Below are 22,953 nucleotides of genomic sequence, written 5' to 3'. Positions count from 1 at the left end.
GGATGCGCGCACCTCCGAAGGACAGGCGGCGCCGTCCTGCCCGCCCGAGCCTCGCCGCGCGCATCGCCCGGCACCTGGTTGCTGCGGCGCTGTTGCTGGTGGCCGTGCTGGCGCTCGCGCTCTCGGCCTGGATCGCCTGGACCCAGCACGCCCGGGCGCAGCGCGAGACGCAGAGCGCCGAGCAACTGGCAGGCGCCGCCGGCCGCTGGGTGGACGTCGGCGACGCGCGGCTCCACGTGCAGGAATGGGGCCGCCCCACCGACCCTGCGCTGCTGCTCACCCACGGCACCGGCGCGTGGAGCGGCACCTGGTTCGGCCTGCCCGACGCACTGGCGGCGGCCGGATGGCGCGTGGTGGCCGTCGACCTGCCGCCGTTCGGCCTCTCGACGACGCCCGACGACGGTCGCACGGTCGACTACTCGCGCGCGGCCCAGTCGCGGCGCCTGCTCGCGCTCGCCCGCACGCTCGGGCCCGACCTCACGCTGGTGGGCCACTCCTTCGGCGCCGGGCCGGCGCTGGAGGCTGCCGTCGCGGCAGCCGCAGATTCGAGCGGGGTGTCGCTGCGCCGGCTGGTGCTGGTCGATCCGGCGCTCGGCCTCGGCCCCGACGGCGAGCCGCCGCAGTGCGAGGCCGGCGCCCAGCCCGGGGTGCTGCTGGCCAGCCGGTCGCTGCGCACCACGCTGGTCGGCGCCACCGCCACCTGGCCGGGGCTCACCGCTCCGCTGCTGCGGCAGTTCGTCCACCGCCAGGACGCAGTGACCGACGCGCTGTTGCCGGCCTACCGACTGCCGTTCGCCCGCACCGCCTTCAGCCAGCGGCTTGGCGACTGGGCTGCGGCCTTCTCGCAGGCGGCCTGCGAACCGGCCGAGAGCCTGCGGCCCGAGCGGCTCACGCAATGGGCCGCGCAGGGCCCGCCGGTGGCGCTGGTATGGGGCGAGGAGGACCGCATCACGCCGCTGGCCCAGGGCCGCGCGCTGCAGCGCTGGATGCCGGGCGCGACGCTCGCCGTGCTGCCGGGCGTGGGCCACATCCCGCACATCGAGAGCCCGGAGGCCTTCGCCACGGCGCTGATCGGCGTGCTGGGCCCGCCGCGCTGACGCCGCTCAGCGGGCGTGGGCGTCTGCTGCCGGTCCGCACGGTCAGGCATTCAGATGCGCATCCACGGCCGCGTCGCGATGCCGCGCGCCACGGGCAGCACCGATCAAAGCACGGGCGTCGGCGGAAAGCCCGCGTCGCGCAGCGCGTGCTCGAGCTGCGCGCGCGGCACGCCGGTCTCCACGCGCACGCGGTGCGTCGGCAGTTCGGCCTGCACCTTGGCGTCGGGGTCCAGCGCAGTGATCGCCTTCGTGATGGCGCCGACGCAGTGGCCGCAGCTCATGTCCTTGATCTCGAACTCGATCATCTGCATCTCCTGGCAGGCAATGGAAGGGCCCCGATCTTCGACGTTGCCCCGGTGGGAAGGTCAAGCGGCGGCCGGCACCCTGTCTTGCGTGAGGTCAATGGCGGCGGGTTTGACTTTGCCATGATGGGAAGGTCGAGACTGCACCCATGATGAACACCGCTGCGTCGCCCCCGCTGACCCTCAGCATCGAAGGCATGAGCTGCGCCTCGTGCGTGCTGCGCGTGGAGAAGGCGCTGAAGAAGGTGCCCGGCGTCACCGAGGCCGTCGTGAACCTGGCGACCGAGACCGCGCAGGTGCGCGCCGCGCCCGGCACGCTGCCCAGCGTGCTGGAGGCCGCGGTGCACGCGGCCGGCTACGAGGCCCATGCTGCGCCGGCGGACGGCCCGCCGCCGACGGTGGCGCCCAGCGAGGCCGCGCGCGGCTGGCCGGTGGCTGTCGCGGCGCTGCTGTCGCTGCCGCTGGCGTTGCCGATGCTCGCGCTGCTGTGGGGCGGCCACGCGATGCTGCCCGCCGCCTGGCAGTGGGCGCTGGCGACGCCGGTGCAGTTCTGGCTCGGCGCGCGCTTCTACCGAAACGGCTGGCATGCGCTGCGCGCCGGCAGCGGCAACATGGACCTGCTGGTGGCGCTGGGCACCTCGGCGGCCTATGGCCTCAGCGTGTGGCAGCTGCTGTGGGGCCACGCGACACACGGCGATCCGCATCTCTACTTCGAGGCGTCGGCGGTCGTCATCACGCTGGTGCTGCTGGGCAAGTGGCTGGAGGCCCGCGCGAAGCGCCAGACCACCGCGGCGATCCGCGCGCTGCAGGCGCTGCGGCCCGAGACCGCGCGCGTGCTGCGCGACGGCGTCGAGACCGAACTGCCGCTGACGGCGCTGGTGCGCGGCGACCTCGTCGTCGTGCGGCCCGGCGAGCGGCTGCCGGTCGACGGCCTCGTCGAGGAAGGCGCGAGCCACCTCGACGAATCGCTGCTCACCGGCGAGAGCCTTCCGGTGGCGCGCGCCGCCGGCGAGCGCGTGATCGGCGGCGCGCTCAACGGCGAAGGCCTGCTGCGCGTGCGCGCGACGGCGCTCGGTGCCGAATCGACGCTGGCGCGCATCGTGAGGCTGGTCGAGACGGCACAGGCCGCCAAGGCCCCGATCCAGCAGGGGGTCGACCGCGTCAGTGCGGTGTTCGTGCCGGTGGTGCTGGGGATCGCCACGCTCACGCTGCTCGGCTGGGGTCTGGCCGGCGGCGACTGGTCGCAGGCCACGCTGAACGCCGTCGCGGTGCTGGTCATCGCCTGCCCCTGTGCGCTGGGCCTCGCGACGCCGGCGGCGCTGATGGCCGGCACCGGGGTGGCGGCGCAGCACGGCATCCTCGTCAAGGACGCGGCGGCGCTGGAGGCCGCGCAAGGCCTGCGCGCGGTGGCCTTCGACAAGACCGGCACGCTCACCGTCGGCCGCCCCACGCTGGTCGAGTTCAAGGCAACGACCAGCGCGCACGACGCCACGCTGGCGCTGGCAGCGGCCGTGCAGGCCGGCAGCGAGCACCCACTGGCGCGCGCGGTGCTGTCGGCGGCGCGTGCCCGCTCGCTCGCGCTGGCGGCGGCGCAGGACGTTCGGGCGGTCGCGGGCCGCGGTGTGGCGGCGAGGGTCGGCGACCGCTCGCTGGGCCTCGGCAGCACGCGCTGGATGCGCGAACTCGGCGTCGACCTCGGACCGCTGGAAGCGCTGGCGGCCGAGCACCAGCGCCAGGGTCGCACGGTGTCGTGGCTCGCCGACCTGGGCGACGCCGCCGCGCCGTCCTTGCTGGCCCTGCTGGCCTTCGGCGACACGCTCAAGCCCACGGCCGAGGCCGCGGTGCGGCATCTGCAGCGGCTCGGCCTGCGTACCGTGCTCGTCACCGGCGATCAGCCCGGCGCTGCGCAGGCGGTGGCCCGGGCCCTGGGCATCGACGAGGTGCGCGCCGAGGTCCTGCCGGCCGACAAGGCCGCGGTGATCGCCGGCCTGCGCAGCGAGAGCGGCTCGGTGGCGATGGTCGGCGACGGCGTCAACGACGCGCCGGCGCTGGCCGCGGCCGACGTCGGCGTCGCAATGGTCAACCCCGACGGCGGTGGCACCGACGTCGCCATGCATGCGGCCGGCATCACGCTGATGCGCGGCGATCCGGCGCTGGTGGCCGACGCGATCTCGATCTCTCGCCACACCACACGCAAGATCCGCCAGAACCTGTTCTGGGCCTTCGTCTACAACGCGGTCGGCCTCCCGCTCGCTGCCTTCGGCCTGCTGAGCCCGGTGTTCGCCGGGGCGGCGATGGCGCTCAGCAGCGTCAGCGTGCTGGGCAATGCGCTGCTGCTCAGGCGCTGGAAGCCGGAGGAGGACCGATGACTGCGACATCGAGAGCCGGCCGAGCGCCGGGCCGCCCCAAGCCGGCCGGCATCCCCCCGGGGGATCGGGCGCCGCAGGCACCCGAGGGGCCGTCTGTCGGCCGAGCGCCGGGCCGCCCCAAGCCGGCCGGCATCCCCTCGGGGGATCGGGTGTCGCAGGCACCCGAGGGGCAGACATTCAACATCGGCGACGCCGCCCAGCGCAGCGGCGTGTCGGCCAAGATGGTGCGGCACTACGAGAGCCTCGGCCTTTTGCCGCCGGTGGCGCGCAGCGAGGCCGGCTACCGGCGCTATTCGATGCGCGAGGTGCACACGCTGCGCTTCATCCGCCGCGCACGCGAACTGGGCTTCGGCATCGCGGAGATCCGCGTGCTGCTGTCGCTGTGGCAGGACCGTGGCCGGGCCAGCCGCGAGGTGAAGCAGGTGGCGCAGCGCCATGCCGCCGACCTGCAGCGGCGCATCGACGAGATGCAGGCGATGCAGCGCACGCTGGAGGCGCTGGCGCGGCACTGCCATGGCGACGAGCGCGCTGATTGCCCGATCCTCGACGACCTGCAGGCCGGCCCGCGGGACCGACCTTGATGCCGAGGCCGGCAGAAGCTGGCAGCATGTGAGCATGCCTCGATTCGCCGCCAACCTGACGCTGCTCTACACCGAGCTGCCCTTCCTCGACCGTGCCGCCGCCGCCGCGCGCGACGGCTTCGAGGCCGTGGAATGCCAGTTCCCGTACGAGCACCCCGCCGCCGAGTTCGCGGCCCGGCTGGCCGACAGCGGCCTGCCGCTGGTGCTGATGAATGCGCCGCCTGGCGACGCCGCGGCCGGCGAGCGCGGCCTCGCGGCGCTGCCGGGACGCCAAGCCGACTTCCGGCACGCCATCGACACGGCGCTGGCCTATGCGAGCGTCGTGCGATGCCCGCGCCTGCACGTGATGGCCGGCCGGCTGCCGGCCGGCACCGAACGCGCCGCGCTGCAGCCGACCTTCGTGGAGAACCTGGCGTGGGCCGCGAGGCAGGCCGCCGGAACCGGCGTCGATCTGCTGATCGAGCCGATCAACCTGCGTGACATGCCGGGCTACTTCCTGAATCGCCAGGACCACGCGCACGAGATCGTGCAGCTGGTGAACGCGCCCAACCTGAAGGTGCAGATGGACCTCTACCACTGCCAGGTGGTGGAGGGCGACGTGGCAATGAAGCTGCGGCAGTACCTGCCCACCGGCCGCGTCGGCCACCTGCAGGTGGCCGGCGTGCCGGAGCGCCAGGAACCCGACATCGGCGAACTGAATGCAGCCTACCTTTTCGACGTGATCGACGCGCTGGGCTACGGCGGCTGGGTCGGCTGCGAGTACCGGCCGCGCGGCGAGACGAGCGCCGGCCTGGGCTGGCGGCAGCGCTGATCCGCCGACGGCCCGGTTCAGGCCGGCGCGCTGGCCGCGCGCTCGGGCGCGGAGGCGGGCACGGGTGGCGGCGGTGCGGCAGACGGCTCGAGCGGGAGCGGCAAGGGCACGGGCGCGGGCGGTGCCACCGGCGCCACGACGGGCTTGGCCTTCGGGGGCGGCGCGATGTCGGCCGCCGGCAGCTTGGGCAGCGTGCGGTTCCAGGCGTCGACCAGCGCAGCGGCCACCGTCTTCGCCTGCGGCGTGTCGGCCCAGCCGCCATCGATCGCGAACACGCCGCTGCTGAGCACCAGGCTGCCGAGGCCGGCCGAATCGCTGGTGCCACGGCCGAACACGGAGCTCGTGATCTCGCTGGTGCGCGCGTCCACCACGCTCAGCAGCACCACCGCTTCCTTCTTGTTGTACTGGCCGCCGATGCCGCCGATCACGTCACCGAACACGCCGCCGAGCACACCCTTGCTCTGGCCGATCTGTTCGGCGAACACGATCTCTGCGCGCAGGATGTAGTCCAGCGGCTGCAGGTGCCGGGCGACCGTCGCGTTGGCGTCGGTGCCGAGCTGCTCGCGCAGCCTGCGCTCGGCCTCGAGCAGCGAGTAGGCCGCGCCGCGGTCGACCACGTTGAAGCAGCCGCTGCGGATCAGCAGGTGGCGCACCAGCGGCGCCATCGAACGCGGCAGGCCGGCCGACATCAGCGCCTGGCTGTTGACTTCTGATTCGGTGATCGCCACGGTGCCGAGCCGCTTCTCGCAGCGTCCCACACCGCCCTCTTGCGGCGGCGCCTGGTCGGCGATGGCCATGTCGGAGGGGCCGCCGATCTCTGTTTTGGAGGTGCTGCAACCCGCGATCCCGAGGGCCGCGAGCGCCACCACGGCGAGCGCGCGCAAGGACTGTTTCACACCGCTATCCTCCCACCATCCGAGCCGCGGTTCGGGCTACAAAACGTAAGCAGCGGCGTGAACCGCATGACCGGCGACACGGTTGGTGGCCGAATGCCTCCGTCGGTTCCCCGCCGTCAGGCCAGGGCGGCGAGGAAGTCGTGCACCACGGCGGTGAACGCCGCGGGTTGTTCCAGCACGCTCAGGTGGGCCGCGTCGTCGAGCACCACCAGCCGCGCCCTGGGCACGGCGTCAGCGATCGCTTGCGACATGGCCACCGGCGTGCCCGGATCCAGCGCGCCGGCGATCACCAGCGTGGGCGCGCTGATCTGCGGCAGGCGCGCGGCCGTGTCGTGCCGCATCACGGCCTGCGACGCTGCCACATAGCCGCGTGCCGACGTGCTGGCGACCCGGCGGCGCCAGCGCGCGACCGTGGCCGGCTGCGCGCTGCGGAAGTCCGTCGTGAACCAGCGCTGCATCGCCGCGTCGGCCACTGCGTCGACGCCGCCCTGCGCGACGGCGTCGATGCGCTGCTGCCATGCGTTGCGGCCGGCCTCGTCGAAGCCGGCGCTCGAGTTCGCGATCACCAGCGCCTCGACGCGCCGCGGATGGCGCAGCGCCAGCTCCTGGCCGACCATGCCGCCCAGCGACAGGCCGATCCACACCACCGGGCCGGTGTCCAGTTCGGCCAGCAGGCGTTCGGCGTCGTCGGCCAGTTCGGCCATCGTGTACGGACCGGCCGGCGCCTCGGAATCGCCGTGGCCGCGGTGGTCGTAGCAGATCACGCGGTGCTCGGCGGCCAGCGCATTGGCCAGCGCATCCCACAGGCTCACGTCGCAGCCCAGCGCGTGGCTCAGTACCACGGTGCTGCGGGGCGATGCCTTGGAACGCGGTTCGCGCACGGTGTAGTGCAGCGCGGGCGTGCCGGCGCTGCGGAAGGAGCGGCCGCTGCCGGTGTGGGCCACCTCGGTGGCCGGCAGTGGCGGCAGCGCGTGGCCCAGCTCGCGCAGCAGCTTCACCGCGATCGACATGCCGGTGTTCGCGGCCGGCACGCCGGCGTAGATGGCGGCCTGCATCAGGACCTCCTTCACCTCGTCGGGTGTCAGGGCGGTGGGGGCGTCGTCGCCGGCACCGAGGCTCGCGCCCGAGCCGCCCACCAGCGCGGCGCGCAGGTGCAGCTCGAACTCCTCCCAGCGGCCCAGCGCGCAGGTGATGGCCAGCACGATGACACGGCGGGTCTTCGCGTCCAGCCCGGGCCGTCCCCACACCTCGTGCCAGGCATAGCGGGTGATGAAGTTCTGGAAGTCAGCGGTGAAGGCGTTCGCGCTGGCGATCGACTTGTCCACCCAGGCATCGCCGAGGAGGGCGCGGCGGTTGCGCAGGCCGCGTTCGAGGTCGTGGTCGTAGGGGTCCATGGTGCATCGTAGAACAGCGGCCTGCGGACGGCTGTGACGAACACGCGGCGCGCGGCGCTGTTACCCTTCGCGCCCATGAAATTTCGCGACGTCGCCGCGACCGCCGTTGGCGCGGCGCAAACGCTGTTTGCCGGCTTGGCCCTGCTCGTCCTTCTGGGTCAGGTGACGTCGGCGCAAGCAGCCGACGAGGCAGCCTGCCGCCGGGTGGTGCCGGGTGCGCTGAATCCCGCGCTGCTGGTGCTGCGCCTCGACAACGACGTGATCGCGCGCCAGGACCAGGGCTACAGCAGCGGCCTGCAGATCAAGGCCGTCACGCCCAACCTCGATCCGCACGACGGCGATGCCTGCCTGTCGGGGCCGGCGCGCTGGCTGAACCGTGAGCTGGAGTGGCTGAGCCCGGCGCACTACGAGCAGCGCAACCTGGTCTTCGGTCTCGGCCAGGCCATCTACACCCCGAACGATCCCGAGCGCAGCGACCTGATCGTCGACGACCGGCCCTATGCCGGCGCGCTGCTGCTGAGTGCCGGCTACAACGCGCGGCTCGGCGACGAGCTCTGGGCCTCGCAGATCGTGCTCGGCGTGGTCGGTCCGGCCTCGCAGGCCGAGCGCACGCAGAAGCTGTTCCACCGCGTGTTCGGCTCGGAGCACTTCCGCGGCTGGGACCACCAGTTGAAAAACGAGCCGGTGGTCATGCTGCTGCACGAGCGCTCGCGGCGCTGGGGCAGCCACGCGCTGCTGCCCGCGAGCGACAGCCTGCGCTGGGACGCGATCACGCACTGGGGCGGCACGGTCGGCAACTTCCTGACCGGCGCGAACGTCGGCTTCGAGATCCGTTTCGGCTACCGGCTGCCCGACGACTTCGGCTCCAGCCCGCTGCGGCCGGCCGGCGAGAACACCGCGCCGCTGCGCGCTGCCGTGTCGTCGGGCGGCTGGTCATGGCATGCCTTCGTGAACACCGACGCGCGCCTGGTGCTGCACGACATCACCCTCGACGGCAACAGCTTCCGCGACAGCCACCATGTGCACAAGCGGCCGCTGGTGGCCGACGTGGCTCTCGGTGTCGCCGTGCTCGGCGGTGACTGGAAGCTCGCGTTCGCGCGCAACTACGGCACCCGCCAGTTCCGTGGGCAGCAGGAGCGCCCCTCGTTCGGCAGCATCACGCTGAGCCGCGCGCTCTGAACAACTGAGGCCGTCGTCCTACACGCCGACACGCCGTCGGCCGATCGCTCCCGGCGGCGCGGTTGCCGACACTGACCTCACGCTCCGAGGCACGGTGGCCTTCCGCCGCCGCTCGCCTCGCGTGGCCCTCGATGAGGTGAGACATGAACCTGAACCCCGCCTTCACTCCGACCTGGCTTGCGAGCTGTGCCGCGGCGATCGCGCTGCTGGCCGCCGCGCCGATGCCGGCCTCGGCCCTGACCGACGCCGAGGCGATCGCCGTCCAGCGCACGCTCACCTCTGACCGCAGCGGACAGGTGCGCAAGGGCAAGGCGTCGTACTACCACCACAGTTTCGCGGGCCGCAAGATGGCCGACGGGGGCCGCATGGATCCGACGTCGAACAACGCGGCCAGCAAGACCCTGCCGCTGGGCACCGTGGCCAAGGTGACGAACCTCGAGAACGGCCGCAGCGCGATCGTGAAGATCCGCGACCGCGGTCCCTATGCCGACGGCCGCATCGTCGATCTGTCGCCCGGCACGGCGCGCGAGCTCGACATGACCGAGAAGGGTGTCGTGCGCGTCGTCGTGGCCCCGCTGATCGTGCCGCTGCCCGACGGCAGCATCCGGCTCGGTGCCGGCCTGACCGAGGGCGGGCAGGCCACGGCCTCGGCGCGCTGACGCACGGCGCGCAGCGCGCGGCAAGCGCGCTGGCCCGGACCCGGACCCGGCCTCGGTTATGGTTCGCCCATGCCGTCTCGCCGAGCGCCTTGCCCGCCCTGCATCCATGCGAAGTTGCGTGCGTTGCTGGGCGCAATGCTCGCGGCCTTGCTGGTGGCCTGCGGCTCGGCACCGACCCGGCCGGGCGCGGCGAGCGGCCGGGACGGCCCGGCCGCCGAGATCCCACCCGACCTGGCCCGCACGCCGGACGCCGAACCGCGCGTCGAGCCCATCCGCTCGGGCGGACCCAACAAGCCCTATGAGGTGCTGGGCCGCAACTACACGCCCGAGACCCGCGACGTGCCGATCAAGGAGAAGGGACTGGCCTCCTGGTACGGCCGCAAGTTCCACGGCCGCAAGACGGCCAGCGGCGAGATCTACAACATGCACGCGATGACTGCGGCGCACAAGACCATGCCGCTGCCGAGCTATGCGCGGGTGCGCAACCCGGCCAACGGCCGCGAGGTCGTGGTGCGCATCAACGACCGCGGGCCCTTCGTGGCCGGGCGCGTCATCGACCTGAGCTACACCGCGGCGCTGAAGCTCGACCTGCTGCGCGGCGTGGGCCCGGTCGAGGTGGAGCGCATCACCTACGAAGACATCCGCACCGGCGCGTGGCGGCGCGATGCGGCGCCGACGGCCGTGGCGGCGGCCCAGCCAGAGGCCATGCCACTGCCCGCCGCGCCGGGCGGGCCGCCAGCATCGGACACGGTCGCGGCGGCTGAGGGGGCGGAACTGCCGGCGCTTCCTGTCGCCAGTGGCACGCCAAGCCGGGAGCTGACGAGCGGTGCGCGCGGCTACTGGGTGCAGCTCGGTGCCTTCCGCGAGCGCGGCGGCGCCGAGTCCTTCCAGCAGCGCGTGTCGAGCGAACTGGACTGGCTGGCGCCGCTGATGGCGGTGTTCAGCGAGGCGCCGCTCTACCGTCTGCAGGCCGGGCCGTATGCGTCTCGCGACGAGGCGCAAGGCGCGGCGCAGCGGGTGCGCGACGCGCTGCAGCTGGTGCCGGTGATCATCGAGCGGCGCTGAGCCGGCGCACTAGCGCCCGCCCGACACGTCGAGCAGCGCGCCGGTGACGTAGCTGGCCGCGTCGGACAGCAGCCACACGATGCTCTGCGCCACTTCGTCGGCGCTGCCGGCGCGCTGCATCGGCAGCTGCGGCGCGGCCCGCGCGGCGCGGTCCGGCTGGCCGCCGGAGGCGTGGATCTCGGTGTCGATGATGCCGGGCCGCACCGCGTTCACGCGCACGCCCTCGGTCGCCACCTCGCGCGCCAGCCCGAGCGTGAAGGTGTCGATCGCGCCCTTGGCGGACGCGTAGTCCACGTACTGCCCGGGCGAGCCGATGCGCGTGGCCGCCGAGGACACGTTGACGATCGCGCCGCCCGTGCCGCCATGCACGCGGCTCATGCGCAACAGTGCCTCACGGGCGCACCAGAAGCTGCCGAACACGTTGATCGCGAACATGCGCTGCACGCGCTCGACCGGCATCGCATCGACGCGCGCTGCAACATCCACGACGCCGGCGTTGTTGACCAGCCCGCGCAGCCGGCCGGCGCCGAAGTGCGCGTCGATCGCGGCGAACATCGCGCGCACCTGCGCGTCGTCGGACACGTCGGCGCGGTAGGCCTCGGCCTCCCCGCCCCCGCCGCGGAGGTGTTCGACCAGCGCGCGCGCGGCCGCGTCGTCGCGTGCATAGTTCAGGGCGACGGCCCAGCCTTGCCGGGCGGCGAGCGTTGCGGTCGCGGCGCCGATGCCGCGGCTGGCGCCGGTGATGAGCAGCAGGGGTTTCATGGCCGACAGGTTAGCGCAAGCCCCCGGCGGCCGGCGCGCGCGAACGACGGAAGCAAGACACGACATGCCCAAGGACTTTTCGACGATGGAGGACTCCAACTCCTCTGCCAACCCGGCCTTCCAGCAGCTCAGCGATCCGGTGCGGCGCGTGCTGCTGCGAGGCGGGCTCGCCGCCAGCGTGGGTGGGCTGCTCGCGCCGCTGGCCGGCTGCGGCGCGCCGGCGCGGGCTCCGGGCGGGGCACTGCTGGGCTTTCGCGCAGTGCCGGCGTCGAGTGCCGATGCCGTGGTGGTGCCGCCGGGCTATGTGGCCGAGGTGATCTACGCCTGGGGCGACGCGATCGGCGCACCGGGCCTCGCGGCCGGTCAGCCGGCTTTCCGCGGCGACGGCAGCCACAGCGCCGAGGACCAGCAGCTGCAGGCCGGCATGCACCACGACGGCATGCACTTCTTCCCGGCGGGCCGCGGCGATCGTGGCCTGCTGGTGGTGAACCACGAGTACACCGACGAAGGCCTGCTGCATGCCGACGGCATGCAGACCTGGAGCGCCGAGAAGGTGCGCAAGTCGCAGGCGGCGCTCGGCGTGTCGGTGGTCGAGCTGGCTCGTGCGGCGGACGGGCGCTGGGCGGTGCAGCGCCCGTCGGCCTATGCGCGGCGCATCAGCGCCCGCACGCCGATGACGATCAGCGGGCCGGCCGCCGGCCACGCGCTGATGCGGACGGAGTTCGATCCCGGTGGCCGCGAGGTCATCGGCACCTTCAACAACTGCGCGCACGGCGTCACGCCCTGGGGCACCTACCTGGCCTGCGAGGAGAACTTCGTCGGCTACTTCCACGGCCCGGCGCAGCCGGATGCTCATGCGAAGCGCTGGGGCCTGACACCGGGCGGCTACGGTCTGCGCTGGCACGAGCACGACGCGCGCTTCAACGCCACGCTGCATCCGAACGAGTTCAACCGTTTCGGCTGGGTGGTGGAGATCGACCCGCTCGACCCGCGCAGCACCCCGGTCAAGCGCACCGCGCTCGGCCGCGCGGCGCACGAGGGCGCCTTCGTCACGCAGGCGGCCGACGGGCGTGCGGTGGTCTACATGGGCGAGGATGCGCGCTTCGAGTACCTCTACAAGTTCGTGTCGCGTGACCCGGTGCGCACCGGCGGTTACGCGAACAACCGCGAAGTGCTGGACCACGGCACGCTGTACGTGGCCCGTTTCGACTCGGACGGTACGGGCGAATGGCTGGCGTTGGTTCACGGCCAGAACGGACTCGATGCGCAGGCGGGCTTTGCCGACCAGGGCGAACTGCTGGTGAAGTCGCGCCAGGCGAGCGACAAGGTCGGCGCGACCAAGATGGACCGCCCCGAGTGGATCGCCGGCGACCCGCGCACCGCGACGCTGTACTGCTCGCTCACCAACAACAGCCGCCGCGGCACCGACGGCTATCCGGCCGTCGACGCCGCGAATCCGCGCGCGCGCAACACCATGGGCGAGGTGATCCGCTGGACGGAGGTGGGAGGCCACGCCGCGACGCGCTTCCTGTGGGACCACTTCATCCTGGCCGGCGATCCGGCCAACGAGCGCGCCGAGGCGCGCGGCAACGTGAAGGGCGACCCGTTCGGCAGCCCGGACGGCCTGTGGTTCGACGCGCGCGGCGTGCTGTGGATCGCGACCGATGCGTCGCCGACGGCGCTGGGTCAGGGCGACTACGCCCGACTGGGCAACAACATGCTGCTGGCCGCCGATCCGCGCAGCGGCGAGGTGCGGCGCTTTCTCACCGGGCCGGTCGGCTGCGAGATCACCGGCATGGTCGGCACGCCGGACCTGCGCACGCTGTTCGTCAACATCCAGCATCCCGGCGAGGGCGGCAACGACCCCGGCGATCCCGCCGCTGCAAGAAAGCGCTCCACCTGGCCCGGCGGCGGCGGGCGGCCGCGCTCGGCCACAGTGGCGATCCGGCGCATCGACGGCGGCGCGATCGGCACCTGAAGGCGGATCGAGCTGGCTGTCGGCGCCGTCCGACAGCGCTCGGTGCCGTGTGCCGACAGCCGGGCCGAGGGGGGCGTCCTAGGCTCCTGTGATCGAAATCGATCGAGGAGACGACGATGAACAGCCTCTTGCGCACGATGGCGGGCGCGCTCTCGATGACGGCCGCGCTGTGGACCGGCGCCATCGCCCAGCCGGCCGGCGACGCGCCGCCAGTCCCGCGCGTGGAGCGGGCCGGCGGCATCAGCTACGTGAACGGGGGGGCGGGCGAAGAGGCCCGCGCGGTGATCGACCGCCTGTCGCCGGACTTCGCGTTGCGCAATGTGTTCAGCGGCCAGGGCGGCCAGTACGTGGTGGCCGAGCGCGTGACACTGCAGAACACCAGTGGCGGCGAGCCGGTGGTCATCCGGGACGCCGGCCCGATCCTGATGATCAGCCTGCCGCCGGGCCGCTACACGATGGAGGCCATGGTGGGCGGCCAGTCGCAGCGCAAGATCGTGCAGGTGGGCAGCGCGCCGATGCGCGTCGACTGGCGCTGGCCCGGCGCCTGACGGCGCTCGCCTGCTACTTCGACGTCGGCATCACGAACTCGGCGCCCTTGGGCGTGCTCTCGGGCCAGCGCTGCATCACCGACTTCTGCTTCGTGTAGAAGCGCACGCCCTCCTCGCCGTAGGCGTGCATGTCGCCGAACAGGCTCTTCTTCCAGCCGCCGAAGCCGTGCCAGGCCATCGGCACCGGGATCGGCACGTTGATGCCGACCATGCCGACCTGGATGCGGCGCGAGAACTCGCGCGCCACGTGACCGTCGCGCGTGAAGCAGGCGACGCCGTTGCCGAACTCGTGCGCATTGACCAGGGCCACTGCGCTGGCGAAGTCGGGCACGCGCACGCAGGCCAGCACCGGGCCGAAGATCTCTTCCTTGTAGATCTTCATCTCGGGCGTCACGTGATCGAACAGCGTGCCGCCGGTGAAGAAGCCCTGCTCGTGACCGGGCACCTTCAGGCCGCGGCCGTCGACCACCAGCTTCGCGCCCTCGTCGACGCCGTGCGCGATGTAGCCTTCGATGCGCTCGAGCGCCTGCGGCGTGACGATCGGGCCCATCTCGGCGTCGAGCTCCATGCCGTTCTTGACCTTCAGCGCCTTGGCGCGCTCGGCGAGCTTCGGCACGATCTGGTCGGCCACGTCGCCCACCAGCACCGCCACCGAGATCGCCATGCAGCGCTCGCCGGCCGAGCCGTAGGCCGCGCCGATCAGCGCGTCGACGCTCTGCTCCAGGTCGGCGTCGGGCATCACCACCATGTGGTTCTTCGCACCGCCAAGCGCCTGCACGCGCTTGCCGTGCTTCGCGCCGGTCTCGTAGATGTACTGCGCGATCGGGGTCGAGCCGACGAAGCTCACCGCCTTCACGTCGGGGTGGGTCAGCAGCGTGTCGACCGCCAGCTTGTCGCCCTGCACGACGTTGAACACGCCGTCGGGCAGGCCGGCCTGCTTCAGCAGCTCGGCGATGAAGAGGCTGGGGCTGGGGTCGCGCTCGCTGGGCTTGAGCACGAAGCTGTTGCCGGTGGCGATGGCCATCGGGAACATCCACATCGGCACCATGACCGGGAAGTTGAACGGCGTGATGCCGGCCACCACGCCCAGCGGCTGGCGCAGCACCCAATTGTCGATGCCCGTGCCGACCTGGTCGGTGAAGTCGGTCTTCAGCAGCTGCGGCGCGCCGCAGGCGAACTCGACGATCTCGATGCCGCGCGTGACCTCGCCCTGCGCGTCGGTGAACACCTTGCCGTGCTCGGCGGTGATCATCGCGGCCAGCGTGTCGCGCTGCTCGTTGAGCAGCTGCAGGAACTTGTTCAGCACCCGAGCGCGCCGCAGCGGCGGCGTGTCGGCCCAGGCCGGGAACGCGGCCTGGGCGGCGGCGACCGCAGCGTTCACCTCGTCGGCCGAGGCCAGCGCGACCTGGCGCGCGACGGCGCCGGTGGCCGGGTTGTAGACCGCCTGACGGCGCCCGCTCGTGCTGGGCACGGCACGTCCGCCGATGAAATGGCCGATCTCGGCGGTGGCGGTGAAAGCTTCGGGGGCGCCCATGTCGTGTCTCCTGGCGATGATTCGATCCCCGCAGCTTAGGTGCGCAAGGCGGGTCTGACCAGTCACATTGCGTGACTACATTGTTCATTTGGATGAACAATGAGCGCATGAGCACGACCCCCAACGCGCCGCTGTGGCCCCACGTGCATGCCCTCGGCACGATCGCGCAGAGCGGCAGTTTCACGCTCGCTGCGCAGCGGCTCGGCCTGTCGAAGGCAGCGGTCAGCCAGCGCATCGCCGAACTCGAGCGTGCGGTCGGCGTGCCGCTGCTGCAGCGTACGACGCGCAGCGTGCGGCTCACCGAGGCCGGCAAGCAGCTGGTCGACGAGACCGCCGCCAGCTTTGCGCAGATCGAGCAGAGCCTGCTCGGCGTGCGCGACCTGGCCTCGCAGCCGCAGGGCCTGGTGCGGATGACGGCGCCGGTCGCGCTGGGGCGCCAGCATGTCGGTCCACAGCTCGAGAGCTTTCTGCGCGCCTGGCCCGGCATCCGCGTCGAACTCGACCTGTCGGACCGGCTGGTCAACCTCGCGCACGAGGGCTTCGACCTCGCGGTGCGCCACACCAGTGCGCCGCCCGACAGCCACGTGGCGTGGAAGCTGTGCGCGTCGCGCACGCTGCTGCTGGCCTCGCCGGCCTACCTGCGGCGGCGCGGCACGCCCCGCCATCCCGACGAGTTGGCGGGGCACGATTGCCTGCCCTATCTGCGCAGCGGGCCGGCGCTGTGGGCCTTCGAGCAGGCCGCGACCCGGGGCCGCCGCAGCGAGCCGGAGCGGGCCCGCGTCACCGTGACGGGCCTGCTGCGGGCCAACAACTCCGAGGTGCTGCGCGACGCAGTGCTGGCTGGTCTGGGGCTCGCGCTGCTGCCCGACTTCAGCGCGGCCGCGGCGGTGAAGGCCGGTCGGCTGCGCGAGGTGCTGCCCGACTGGCGGCCGGTCGGCTTCTTCGGCGATGCGATCTATGCGCTGCGACCCTTCAGCGCGCAGGTGCCGCGGGCCGTGCGCTCGCTGGTCGAGCACCTGCGTGCCGCCCTGGCGCCGGGTTTCGAGCCCTGAAAAAAAACAGCCCACCGGGGAGGGTGGGCTGGCAAGTCCTTGGGAAAGGACATCGTTGGGACTGTTGGAGCGTGCCGCGCCGCGAAGGGTGATCGCTGTGGCGCCGGCGCGCGCATCCTTGTTCCGTGTGACAGCGGGTGAAGAAACTGTAGGAGTCGGGGCGTTGCACACCCATCCCCATAACGTAGGGGTTCGGGGGGAGGTCCCGCCGCTGCGTTCAATCGAACGCGAGTGCGCTCACCGGCGGCAGGTGAGTGGACAGGCATTGCCAGTCGTCGCCGCCGTTCTCGCTGAGCCAGAGGTTGCCGCTGGTGGACGCCATTGCGAGGCGTTCGCCGCTGGCATCGACCCCGAGCGCATGGCGATAGACCAGGTCGTAGGCGGGCGGCGGCGGCAGCCCGCGCGTCAGCGTCTCGAAGCTGGCGCCGCCGTCGCGCGTGCGCGTCACCACCAGCCGGCCGTCGACCGGCACCCGGCACTCGTCCTTCACGGCCGGCACGAACCAGGCGGTCGCAGGCTGCTGCGGGTGGACGGCCACCGCGAAGCCGAACACCGAGGGGCCGGCCTCGGGGATCTCCTGCCAGCTGCGTGCGCCGTCGCGGCTGACGAAGATGCCGTTGTGGTGCTGGGCCCACAGCGTGTCCGGTGCGGCGCGGCACTGCACCACGCGGTGCGGGTCCTGGATGTTCTGTTCATGAGCCTGGTCGGGCGGCATGAAGGCCGCGCGCATGCCCTGCGCCGACAGCGCCCAGTTCGCGCCCTCGTCGTCGCTGCGCCAGACGCCGCCGCAGGAGATCCCGAGCAGCAGTCGCCGGCTGTCGCGCGGGTCGACCAGCACGCTGTGGATGCCCGGGTGGTCGTAGCCGCCGCCGAACCAGCCGCGGCGCTCGGGGCGTTGCCACAGCGACTCGACCAGTCGCCAGCTCGCACCTCGGTCTTCGGAGCGGAACAGGCCCCCTGGGATGGTGCCGGCCCACAGCACGCCGGGCTGTTCAGGCCCGCCGGCGGCGAGGCTCCAGATCAGCTTCAGATCCCAGGGCACCGGATCGTCGTCGCCGTCCGGCTTGGCCGGATAGGCCGGTGCGGCCAGCTCCTGCCAGTGGCTGCCACCATCGTCGCTGCGGTGCAGCTTGCAGCCGAAATGACCGAGGTTCAGCGCGGCGTACAGCGCGCCGTCGCGTGCGTCATGCAGGACTTGACTGACCGGGTCGCCGAGGAAGGCCGGTGCGGCGTTCGGCCGCCACCCGCCGGCGTCGTCGCGGTGCCAGCCCAGCAAACCCTTGCGGGTGGCGACCCAGAGTCGGTTCGACGGCATGAGGCTCTCCTTGTCATCAGGCCGCGCGCTGATCGTTCAGCCGCCGGTCAGCGCCTGCAGCACATGCACGTCGGCATCGGGGCGCAGCGCGTCGCTCAGATGCTGCCGATCCCGGGCCCGCTGCCCGTCGATGAACACCGCGACGTGAGCGCGCAGGGCGCCCTGGTCATCGAGCAGGTAACCGCGTGCCCGCGGGCTGGTCTTGAACACCTGCTCAAGGGCTTCGGCCAGCGTCGCGGCCTGCAGCACGTGCCGCGGACAGTCGACGTGGCGCTGCAGGTGGGCCGTGAACGTGACGCTGACCATCGCGCACGATTCTGCCGCTGCAGGCGGGCCTGTGGTGCGTCGGGGCGTCAGGCTTGCGAGGGCGCTGCCGCCGTGGCGCGGCGTGCACCAGCCCAGGTGGGGCCGCTCCGGCGCTCGCCGAGGAAGCCGAACTCGAGTGCCGGCCGCTGGCCGCTGATCAGTTCGGCCAGCGCCCGCCCGGAGCCCGCGCCATGCGTCCAGCCGAGCGTGCCGTGGCCGGCGTTGACCCACAGGTTCGCGATGCGGCTGCGGCCGATGCAGGGAATGTTGGTGGGCGTGCTCGGCCGCAGGCCGGCCCAGAAGTTCGGTGCGGACAGATCGGCCACGCCGGGAAACAGCTCTTCGTAGCGCCGCACCAGCGCCTGGCAGCGCACGCGCGCGGTGGGGCTGTCGAGGCCGGTGTCGTAGCCGGCCAGCTCGGCGGTGCCGGCGATGCGGACCTCGTCGCCCAGGCGCGAGACGGCGATCTTGCGCGCGTCGTCGATCATGCTGACCACGCTCGCGCGCTCCGGCCGGCGCAGCTTCAGCGTCGCCGAGTAGCCCTTGGCCGGGTAGATGTTGAGGTGCACGCCGAGCGGCCGCAGCAGCGGTGCCGTGTAGGAGCCGAGCGCCGCCACGAAGGCATCGGCCTTCAGCGTGCGCGGCTGCTGTGACGCGAGGTCGTGGATGCGCACCGCGCCCAGCCGATCGCCTTCGCGGTCCAGGCCATCGATCGCGTGGCCGTACAGGAAGACCGCACCGCGCGCGGCGCAGCGCTTCGCCAGCTCCTGCGTGAACACGCGTGCGTCGCCCGATTCGTCGCTCCGCGTGTAGGTGCCGCCGGCGATGCGCGGGCCGTAGCTCGCCAGCGCCGGCTCGACGCGCAGCACCTCGTCGCGCGACAGCACGCGGCGGTCGACGCCGTGGCGGCGCATCAGCTCGGCACCGGCCGCGCCGCCTTCGAGATCCTTCTGGCTGCTGAAGAAATGCAGGATGCCGCGCTCGAGCCGGTGGTACTCGATGCCGGTCTGCGCCACCAGGGCCTTCAGCGACTCGTGGCTGTAGCGGCCCAGCGCGACGAGCTGCTGCACGTTGCGCTCGAAGGCGCCGTCGGTGCATTGCGTCAGGAAGCTCAGGCCCCAGCGCCATTGCCAGGGATCGAGCTTGGGGCGGAACAGCAGCGGCGAGTCGTCGCGCGCCAGCCACTTCAGCACCTTCAACGGCGCCTCGGCGTTGGCCCAGGGCTCGCAGAAGCTGACCGAGATCTGCGCCCCGTTGGCGAAGCTGGTTTCCAGCGCGGCGTCGGGCTGGCGGTCGACGACCGTGACCTCGTGCCCCTGCTCGAGCAGGTACCAGGCGGTGCTGACGCCGATGATGCCGGCGCCCAGGACGATGACCTTCATGATGGCGACTCCTCTCGTCAAGCCTGCTTCAGCGGCGTCAGCAGCAACTGCGCCGCGACCGCCCACATCACCACGGCGACCAGTGCGTCGATCGCCCGCCATGCGGCCGGCTGGCGCAGGAAGCGCGCCGCGCCGACCGCGCCGAAACCGAGCAGCGCGAACCACGCCGCCGACGCCAGCCAGGCGCCGGCCACGAAGCCCAGCTGCGCCGCACCGGCGTGCTGGGCGCCGACGCCGCCGACCAGCACCACGGTGTCCAGATAGACGTGCGGATTCAGGTAGGTGAGCGCGAGCGTGGTGCTCAGCGCGCCGCCGAGCGAGCCGCCGCCGGCGGCGAGCTGCAGCCCGGCGGCCGAGCCCTGCCAGGCCTGGCGCGCGGCGCGCCAGCCGTAGGCCACCAGGAAGGCCGCACCGCCGTAGCGGAAGGCTTCCAGCAGCAGCGGCTGCGCGGCGATCAGCGCCCCGAGGCCGAACACGCCCAGCGCCACCAGCAGCCAGTCCGACAGCGTGCAGAGCAGCACCACCGGCAGCACGTGCGCGCGCATCACGCCCTGGCGCAGCACCAGGGCGTTCTGGGCGCCGATCGCGACGATCAGGCCGCCCATCATCAGCGCGCCCTGCAGCAGCGCGGCGGGCACGGCGGGGTCTGGCAGGAGGCTGGGAGACAGCATGGCGGGATTGTGGCCAGCGCCCGCCTCCCAGAGAAGTGTGATTCAAGTTATTGGCATTACATTAGAAATACTGATCGATTGACCGAGACCGCGACATGCAGAACCTCGATCCCGCCGCGCTCGATTGCCTGGCGGCGCTGGCCGACGATGGCAGCTTCGAGCGCGCCGCGCAGCGGCTGTCGATCACGCAGTCGGCGGTGTCGCAGCGGCTGCGGGCGCTCGAGTCCCAGGTCGGCCAGCTGCTGGTGGTGCGGGCCCGGCCGTTGCGGCTGACCGAGCCGGGCAAGGTGCTGCTGCGTTTCGCGCGGCAGTTGCAGGCCATGCGTGCCGACGTCGCGCGCGAACTCGGCGAGCGCATGCAGTCGCAGGCCCGGCTGCCGATCGCCGTCAACGCCGACAGCCTCGCCACCTGGGTGCTGCCCGCGCTGGACGGCCTGGTGCAGCAGGGCCTGAAAGACGGCTTCGGGCTGGAACTGATCGTCGACGACCAGGACTTCACCCACGAGTGGCTGCGCCAGGGCCAAGTGCTGGGCTGCGTGTCGACCGTGCCGCAGGCGCTGCGTGGCTGCCGCGTCGAGCCGCTCGGCGTGATGCGCTACATCGCGGTGGCCAGCCCCGGCTTCGTGGCGCGTGAGCTGGGCGGCGACGCGGCCGCCGGCCTGCACCGCGGCAACTTCGCGCGCGTGCCTTTCCTGGTGTTCAACCGCAAGGACGACACGCAGACGCAGTGGGTCGCCCAGGCCTTCGGAGTGCGCGCGCCGAGGCTGGAGGAGCGTTTCGTGCCGTCTTCCGAGGCCTATGTGCGGGCCGCCGCCCTGGGTTGGGGCATCGGCGTGGTGCCGGAGCTGCAGGTGCGCGAACGGCTCGCGCAAGGCGAGCTGTTGTGCCTGCGCCCCGACATCGGCATCGAGGTGGCGCTCTACTGGCACCAGTGGAAGCTGGGCGACGACAGCGGCCTGCCGGTGCGCGCCGCGCGGCTGGACGAGGTGGGCGCGGCGCTGGCGCGCGGCGCCGCCATGGCGCTGGATCGCTGACTGCGGCGCGGACGCCGCCGCGCACTCAGCGCGACGCGGCGTCCGGTGACGAACGCTGGTTCGGCGCCGGCGCCGGCTGCAGGCGCTCGGTGGCGCCGTTGCGGCCGAGCGACGCTGGGCGCACCCCCGCGCTCGGTGGCTCGAAGCGCCATTCGGACGCGTCGTCGCCCGCCGCGGCGAGCAGCATCGCGCTGACCACGGCGGCGCTGACCGTGCCCCAGGTGATGGCTTGCAGAGAAGTGCGGGTCATGGGAATGGCCGAGGGTTGCAGTGCGACAAGCATGAAGCGGGCCGCGGCCCGAATGACGAGGTTAGGCGATCGGGCCGCCACGGCCAAGCCGCCAAGCTAGGGAAGTCGTGACGAAACGCAGCGGGGCGCCACCGGATCTTCACGGACGCTGGGCACAATCGGCCGCCTCATGTGGCGCCGTGATTTCCTCCATCGCCTCGGCCGCCACGCGGCCGCGCTGGCGCTCGGCACGCTGTTCGCGCCCGGTGTCGGCCGCAGTGGCGAGCGGGCCGAGACGCTCCGCGGTGGCGACGACCCCTTCACGCTCGGCGTCGCCAGCGGCATGCCGGCGCCCGACGGCGTGGTGCTGTGGACCCGGCTGGCCCCGAGGCCGCGCGAACCGCTCGGTGGCCTGCCCGACGCGCCCATCGCGGTGCGCTGGGAACTGGCCGAGGACGAGGGCTTCTCGATCGAACGGCGCACCGGCGTGGTCTGGGCCCGGCCCGAGCACGCGCACAGCGTTCACGCCGAGGTGACGGGGCTGCCGAGCGATCGGCGCTACTTCTACCGCTTCCATGCCGGCGAGGCGACCAGCCCGCTCGGGCGCACCCGCACCGCGCCGGCGCCCGAGGCCGGGGTCGGCCGCCTGCGCATCGCGCTGGCGTCCTGCCAGCACTACGAGCAGGGCGAGTTCACGCTGCACCGCGAGATCGCCGCGCGCGACCTGGACCTGGTGCTGTTCGTCGGCGACTACCTCTACGAATCCAGCAATGCGCGCCTGCGCATCCGACCGCACGAAGCGGCCCAGCCGACCACGCTGGAGGGCTTCCGCCAGCGCCACGTCACCTACAAGCTCGACGCCGCCCTGCGTGCGGCCCATGCGGCCCACCCCTGGGTGCTGACCTGGGACGACCACGAGGTCGAGAACGACTACGCCGCCGACGCCTCACGGGACCCGTCGCGCAGCGCGGCGGCGTTCCTGCAGCTGCGCGCCGCCGCCTACAAGGCCTACTTCGAACACATGCCGGTGTCGCCGCACAGTGCGCCGGTGGGCGCGCAGATGCGCATCCACGCGCACTACCGCTGGGGCCGGCTGGCTGACCTGTGGACGCTGGACAACCGCCAGTACCGCTCGCTGCAGCCCTGCAATGCGCCCGGCGTCGCCGGGGGGCGCATCCTCACGCAGTGCGAGGCGCTCGAGGACGAGTCGGCCACGGTGTTCGGCGCCGCGCAGGAGCACTGGATTGGCGAGCAGCTCGCCGCCAGCCGGCGCGGCTGGCGGCTGCTGGCCCAGGGCACGCAGATCGCGCCCAGCGGCATCGACACGCCGCTCGGCCGCAGCCTCTTCAGCGACGGCTGGGACGGCTACCCGAAGGCGCGCGCGCGCCTGATGCGGGCGATCGCGGGGCAGCCGCAGGGCAACGTGGTCTGCCTCGGCGGCGACGTGCACCGCCACGTGGCCGCGCGCTTGCGCGCCGACATCGGCGACCCGCGCTCGCCGATCGTCGCCAGCGAGTTCGCCACCAGCTCGCTCACGTCGCGCGGGCTGTCCGACACCGCGACCGCGCTGATGCGCAGCAGCAATCCCGACCTGCTGCATGCGCGCAGCGACGAGCGCGGCTACGTGTTGCTCGACCTCACGCCGCAGCGTCTGCACGCCGAGCTGCGCGCCACCGCCTTCCCGGTGGTGGCCGATGCGCGAGTCCACACCCAGGCCGCCTTCGTCGTCGAGGCGGGCCGCGCCGGACCGCAACGCGACGCCTGATCGCACCGCAGGGCGACGCCGTCG

22 protein-coding genes are annotated in these 22,953 nt (G+C 72.6%); 12 read left to right on the top strand and 10 right to left on the bottom strand.

Annotated features, from left to right (window positions below):
- The first annotated feature begins 2 nt into the window (after nt 1-2).
- A complete protein-coding gene (locus MPE_RS17875; protein WP_011831110.1) occupies nt 3-1,097 on the top strand; it encodes an alpha/beta fold hydrolase in 1,095 nt (364 codons plus the stop codon).
- Between the two features lie 104 nt (nt 1,098-1,201).
- Here the strand turns inward: MPE_RS17875 and MPE_RS17870 are convergent, their stop codons facing one another.
- The gene (locus tag MPE_RS17870; RefSeq protein WP_011831109.1) at nt 1,202-1,402 is read right to left on the bottom strand and encodes a heavy-metal-associated domain-containing protein; all 201 of its coding nucleotides are present in this window, start codon (nt 1,400-1,402) and stop codon (nt 1,202-1,204) included.
- Nucleotides 1,403-1,548: 146 nt separating this feature from the next.
- Between MPE_RS17870 and MPE_RS17865 the strand changes: the two genes are divergently transcribed.
- The 3 genes from MPE_RS17865 to otnI all read left to right on the top strand — a co-directional run bounded on the left by MPE_RS17865 (nt 1,549) and on the right by otnI (nt 5,160).
- Nucleotides 1,549-3,768 (top strand): heavy metal translocating P-type ATPase, encoded by a 2,220-nt coding sequence (locus MPE_RS17865; protein WP_011831108.1) that lies wholly within the window; start codon nt 1,549-1,551, stop codon nt 3,766-3,768.
- 149 nt (nt 3,769-3,917) lie between these two features.
- Nucleotides 3,918-4,349, top strand: a complete 432-nt coding sequence (cueR, locus tag MPE_RS24715) for a Cu(I)-responsive transcriptional regulator (protein ID WP_011831107.1) — start codon at nt 3,918-3,920, stop codon at nt 4,347-4,349.
- A gap of 34 nt (nt 4,350-4,383) precedes the next feature.
- Nucleotides 4,384-5,160, top strand: a complete 777-nt coding sequence (gene otnI / locus MPE_RS17855) for a 2-oxo-tetronate isomerase (protein ID WP_011831106.1) — start codon at nt 4,384-4,386, stop codon at nt 5,158-5,160.
- 17 nt (nt 5,161-5,177) lie between these two features.
- Here the strand turns inward: otnI and MPE_RS17850 are convergent, their stop codons facing one another.
- Entirely contained in the window at nt 5,178-6,056 is an 879-nt protein-coding gene (locus MPE_RS17850) for a CsgG/HfaB family protein (protein ID WP_011831105.1), read from the bottom strand.
- Nucleotides 6,057-6,172: 116 nt separating this feature from the next.
- Nucleotides 6,173-7,450 carry a bifunctional 4-carboxymuconolactone decarboxylase/3-oxoadipate enol-lactonase PcaCD gene (pcaCD, locus tag MPE_RS17845; protein WP_011831104.1) on the bottom strand — a complete coding sequence of 426 codons (1,278 nt, stop codon included), beginning with the start codon at nt 7,448-7,450 and terminating at the stop codon, nt 6,173-6,175.
- 75 nt (nt 7,451-7,525) lie between these two features.
- Here pcaCD and MPE_RS17840 point away from each other — a divergent pair, with 75 nt between their 5' ends.
- From MPE_RS17840 to MPE_RS17830, 3 genes are all read left to right on the top strand, one after another.
- Complete coding sequence (locus tag MPE_RS17840; RefSeq protein ID WP_011831103.1) at nt 7,526-8,629, top strand: lipid A deacylase LpxR family protein; 1,104 nt, start codon at nt 7,526-7,528, stop codon at nt 8,627-8,629.
- A 143-nt stretch (nt 8,630-8,772) separates the two neighbouring features.
- On the top strand, nt 8,773-9,288 hold the full coding sequence (locus MPE_RS17835; RefSeq protein WP_011831102.1) for a septal ring lytic transglycosylase RlpA family protein: 516 nt from the start codon (nt 8,773-8,775) through the stop codon (nt 9,286-9,288).
- A gap of 69 nt (nt 9,289-9,357) precedes the next feature.
- Nucleotides 9,358-10,353, top strand: coding sequence for a septal ring lytic transglycosylase RlpA family protein (locus MPE_RS17830; protein WP_011831101.1), 996 nt, complete (start codon nt 9,358-9,360; stop codon nt 10,351-10,353).
- Between the two features lie 9 nt (nt 10,354-10,362).
- On the opposite strand, the gene MPE_RS17825 is transcribed toward MPE_RS17830, so the two are convergent.
- Nucleotides 10,363-11,115 carry an SDR family oxidoreductase gene (locus tag MPE_RS17825; protein ID WP_011831100.1) on the bottom strand — a complete coding sequence of 251 codons (753 nt, stop codon included), beginning with the start codon at nt 11,113-11,115 and terminating at the stop codon, nt 10,363-10,365.
- 64 nt (nt 11,116-11,179) lie between these two features.
- Between MPE_RS17825 and MPE_RS17820 the strand changes: the two genes are divergently transcribed.
- On the top strand, nt 11,180-13,093 hold the full coding sequence (locus MPE_RS17820; protein WP_041929749.1) for a PhoX family protein: 1,914 nt from the start codon (nt 11,180-11,182) through the stop codon (nt 13,091-13,093).
- Between the two features lie 116 nt (nt 13,094-13,209).
- Nucleotides 13,210-13,641 (top strand): hypothetical protein, encoded by a 432-nt coding sequence (locus MPE_RS17815; RefSeq protein WP_011831098.1) that lies wholly within the window; start codon nt 13,210-13,212, stop codon nt 13,639-13,641.
- 13 nt (nt 13,642-13,654) lie between these two features.
- On the opposite strand, the gene MPE_RS17810 is transcribed toward MPE_RS17815, so the two are convergent.
- The gene (locus MPE_RS17810) at nt 13,655-15,175 is read right to left on the bottom strand and encodes a CoA-acylating methylmalonate-semialdehyde dehydrogenase (protein ID WP_011831097.1); all 1,521 of its coding nucleotides are present in this window, start codon (nt 15,173-15,175) and stop codon (nt 13,655-13,657) included.
- A gap of 107 nt (nt 15,176-15,282) precedes the next feature.
- Here MPE_RS17810 and MPE_RS17805 point away from each other — a divergent pair, with 107 nt between their 5' ends.
- Nucleotides 15,283-16,227, top strand: a complete 945-nt coding sequence (locus MPE_RS17805) for a LysR family transcriptional regulator (RefSeq protein ID WP_041929748.1) — start codon at nt 15,283-15,285, stop codon at nt 16,225-16,227.
- Between the two features lie 217 nt (nt 16,228-16,444).
- On the opposite strand, the gene MPE_RS17800 is transcribed toward MPE_RS17805, so the two are convergent.
- From MPE_RS17800 to MPE_RS17785, 4 genes are read right to left on the bottom strand one after another with little or no spacing between them, the layout of a single operon-like run.
- Nucleotides 16,445-17,542, bottom strand: a complete 1,098-nt coding sequence (locus MPE_RS17800) for a WD40/YVTN/BNR-like repeat-containing protein (protein WP_011831095.1) — start codon at nt 17,540-17,542, stop codon at nt 16,445-16,447.
- Between the two features lie 36 nt (nt 17,543-17,578).
- Complete coding sequence (locus tag MPE_RS17795) at nt 17,579-17,848, bottom strand: MoaD/ThiS family protein (protein WP_011831094.1); 270 nt, start codon at nt 17,846-17,848, stop codon at nt 17,579-17,581.
- A gap of 47 nt (nt 17,849-17,895) precedes the next feature.
- Nucleotides 17,896-19,230: a D-amino acid dehydrogenase gene (locus MPE_RS17790; protein WP_011831093.1), complete on the bottom strand. Its 1,335-nt coding sequence runs from the start codon at nt 19,228-19,230 to the stop codon at nt 17,896-17,898.
- A gap of 17 nt (nt 19,231-19,247) precedes the next feature.
- Nucleotides 19,248-19,901: a LysE/ArgO family amino acid transporter gene (locus tag MPE_RS17785; RefSeq protein ID WP_011831092.1), complete on the bottom strand. Its 654-nt coding sequence runs from the start codon at nt 19,899-19,901 to the stop codon at nt 19,248-19,250.
- A gap of 95 nt (nt 19,902-19,996) precedes the next feature.
- Here MPE_RS17785 and MPE_RS17780 point away from each other — a divergent pair, with 95 nt between their 5' ends.
- A complete protein-coding gene (locus tag MPE_RS17780) occupies nt 19,997-20,935 on the top strand; it encodes a LysR family transcriptional regulator ArgP (RefSeq protein WP_011831091.1) in 939 nt (312 codons plus the stop codon).
- A gap of 25 nt (nt 20,936-20,960) precedes the next feature.
- Here MPE_RS17780 and MPE_RS17775 read toward each other — a convergent pair whose 3' ends face one another.
- Nucleotides 20,961-21,185, bottom strand: a complete 225-nt coding sequence (locus tag MPE_RS17775) for a hypothetical protein (RefSeq protein WP_041929747.1) — start codon at nt 21,183-21,185, stop codon at nt 20,961-20,963.
- A 169-nt stretch (nt 21,186-21,354) separates the two neighbouring features.
- On the opposite strand from MPE_RS17775, the gene MPE_RS17770 reads away from it, so the two are divergent.
- Complete coding sequence (locus tag MPE_RS17770) at nt 21,355-22,929, top strand: alkaline phosphatase D family protein (RefSeq protein ID WP_011831089.1); 1,575 nt, start codon at nt 21,355-21,357, stop codon at nt 22,927-22,929.
- Nucleotides 22,930-22,953: the final 24 nt, after the last annotated feature.

It is taken from the genome of Methylibium petroleiphilum PM1, from assembly GCF_000015725.1.
GTDB lineage: Bacteria > Pseudomonadota > Gammaproteobacteria > Burkholderiales > Burkholderiaceae_C > Methylibium > Methylibium petroleiphilum.
Note: the sequence above shows the minus strand (reverse complement) of the source record. Positions and strands in the feature narration are given on the sequence as shown.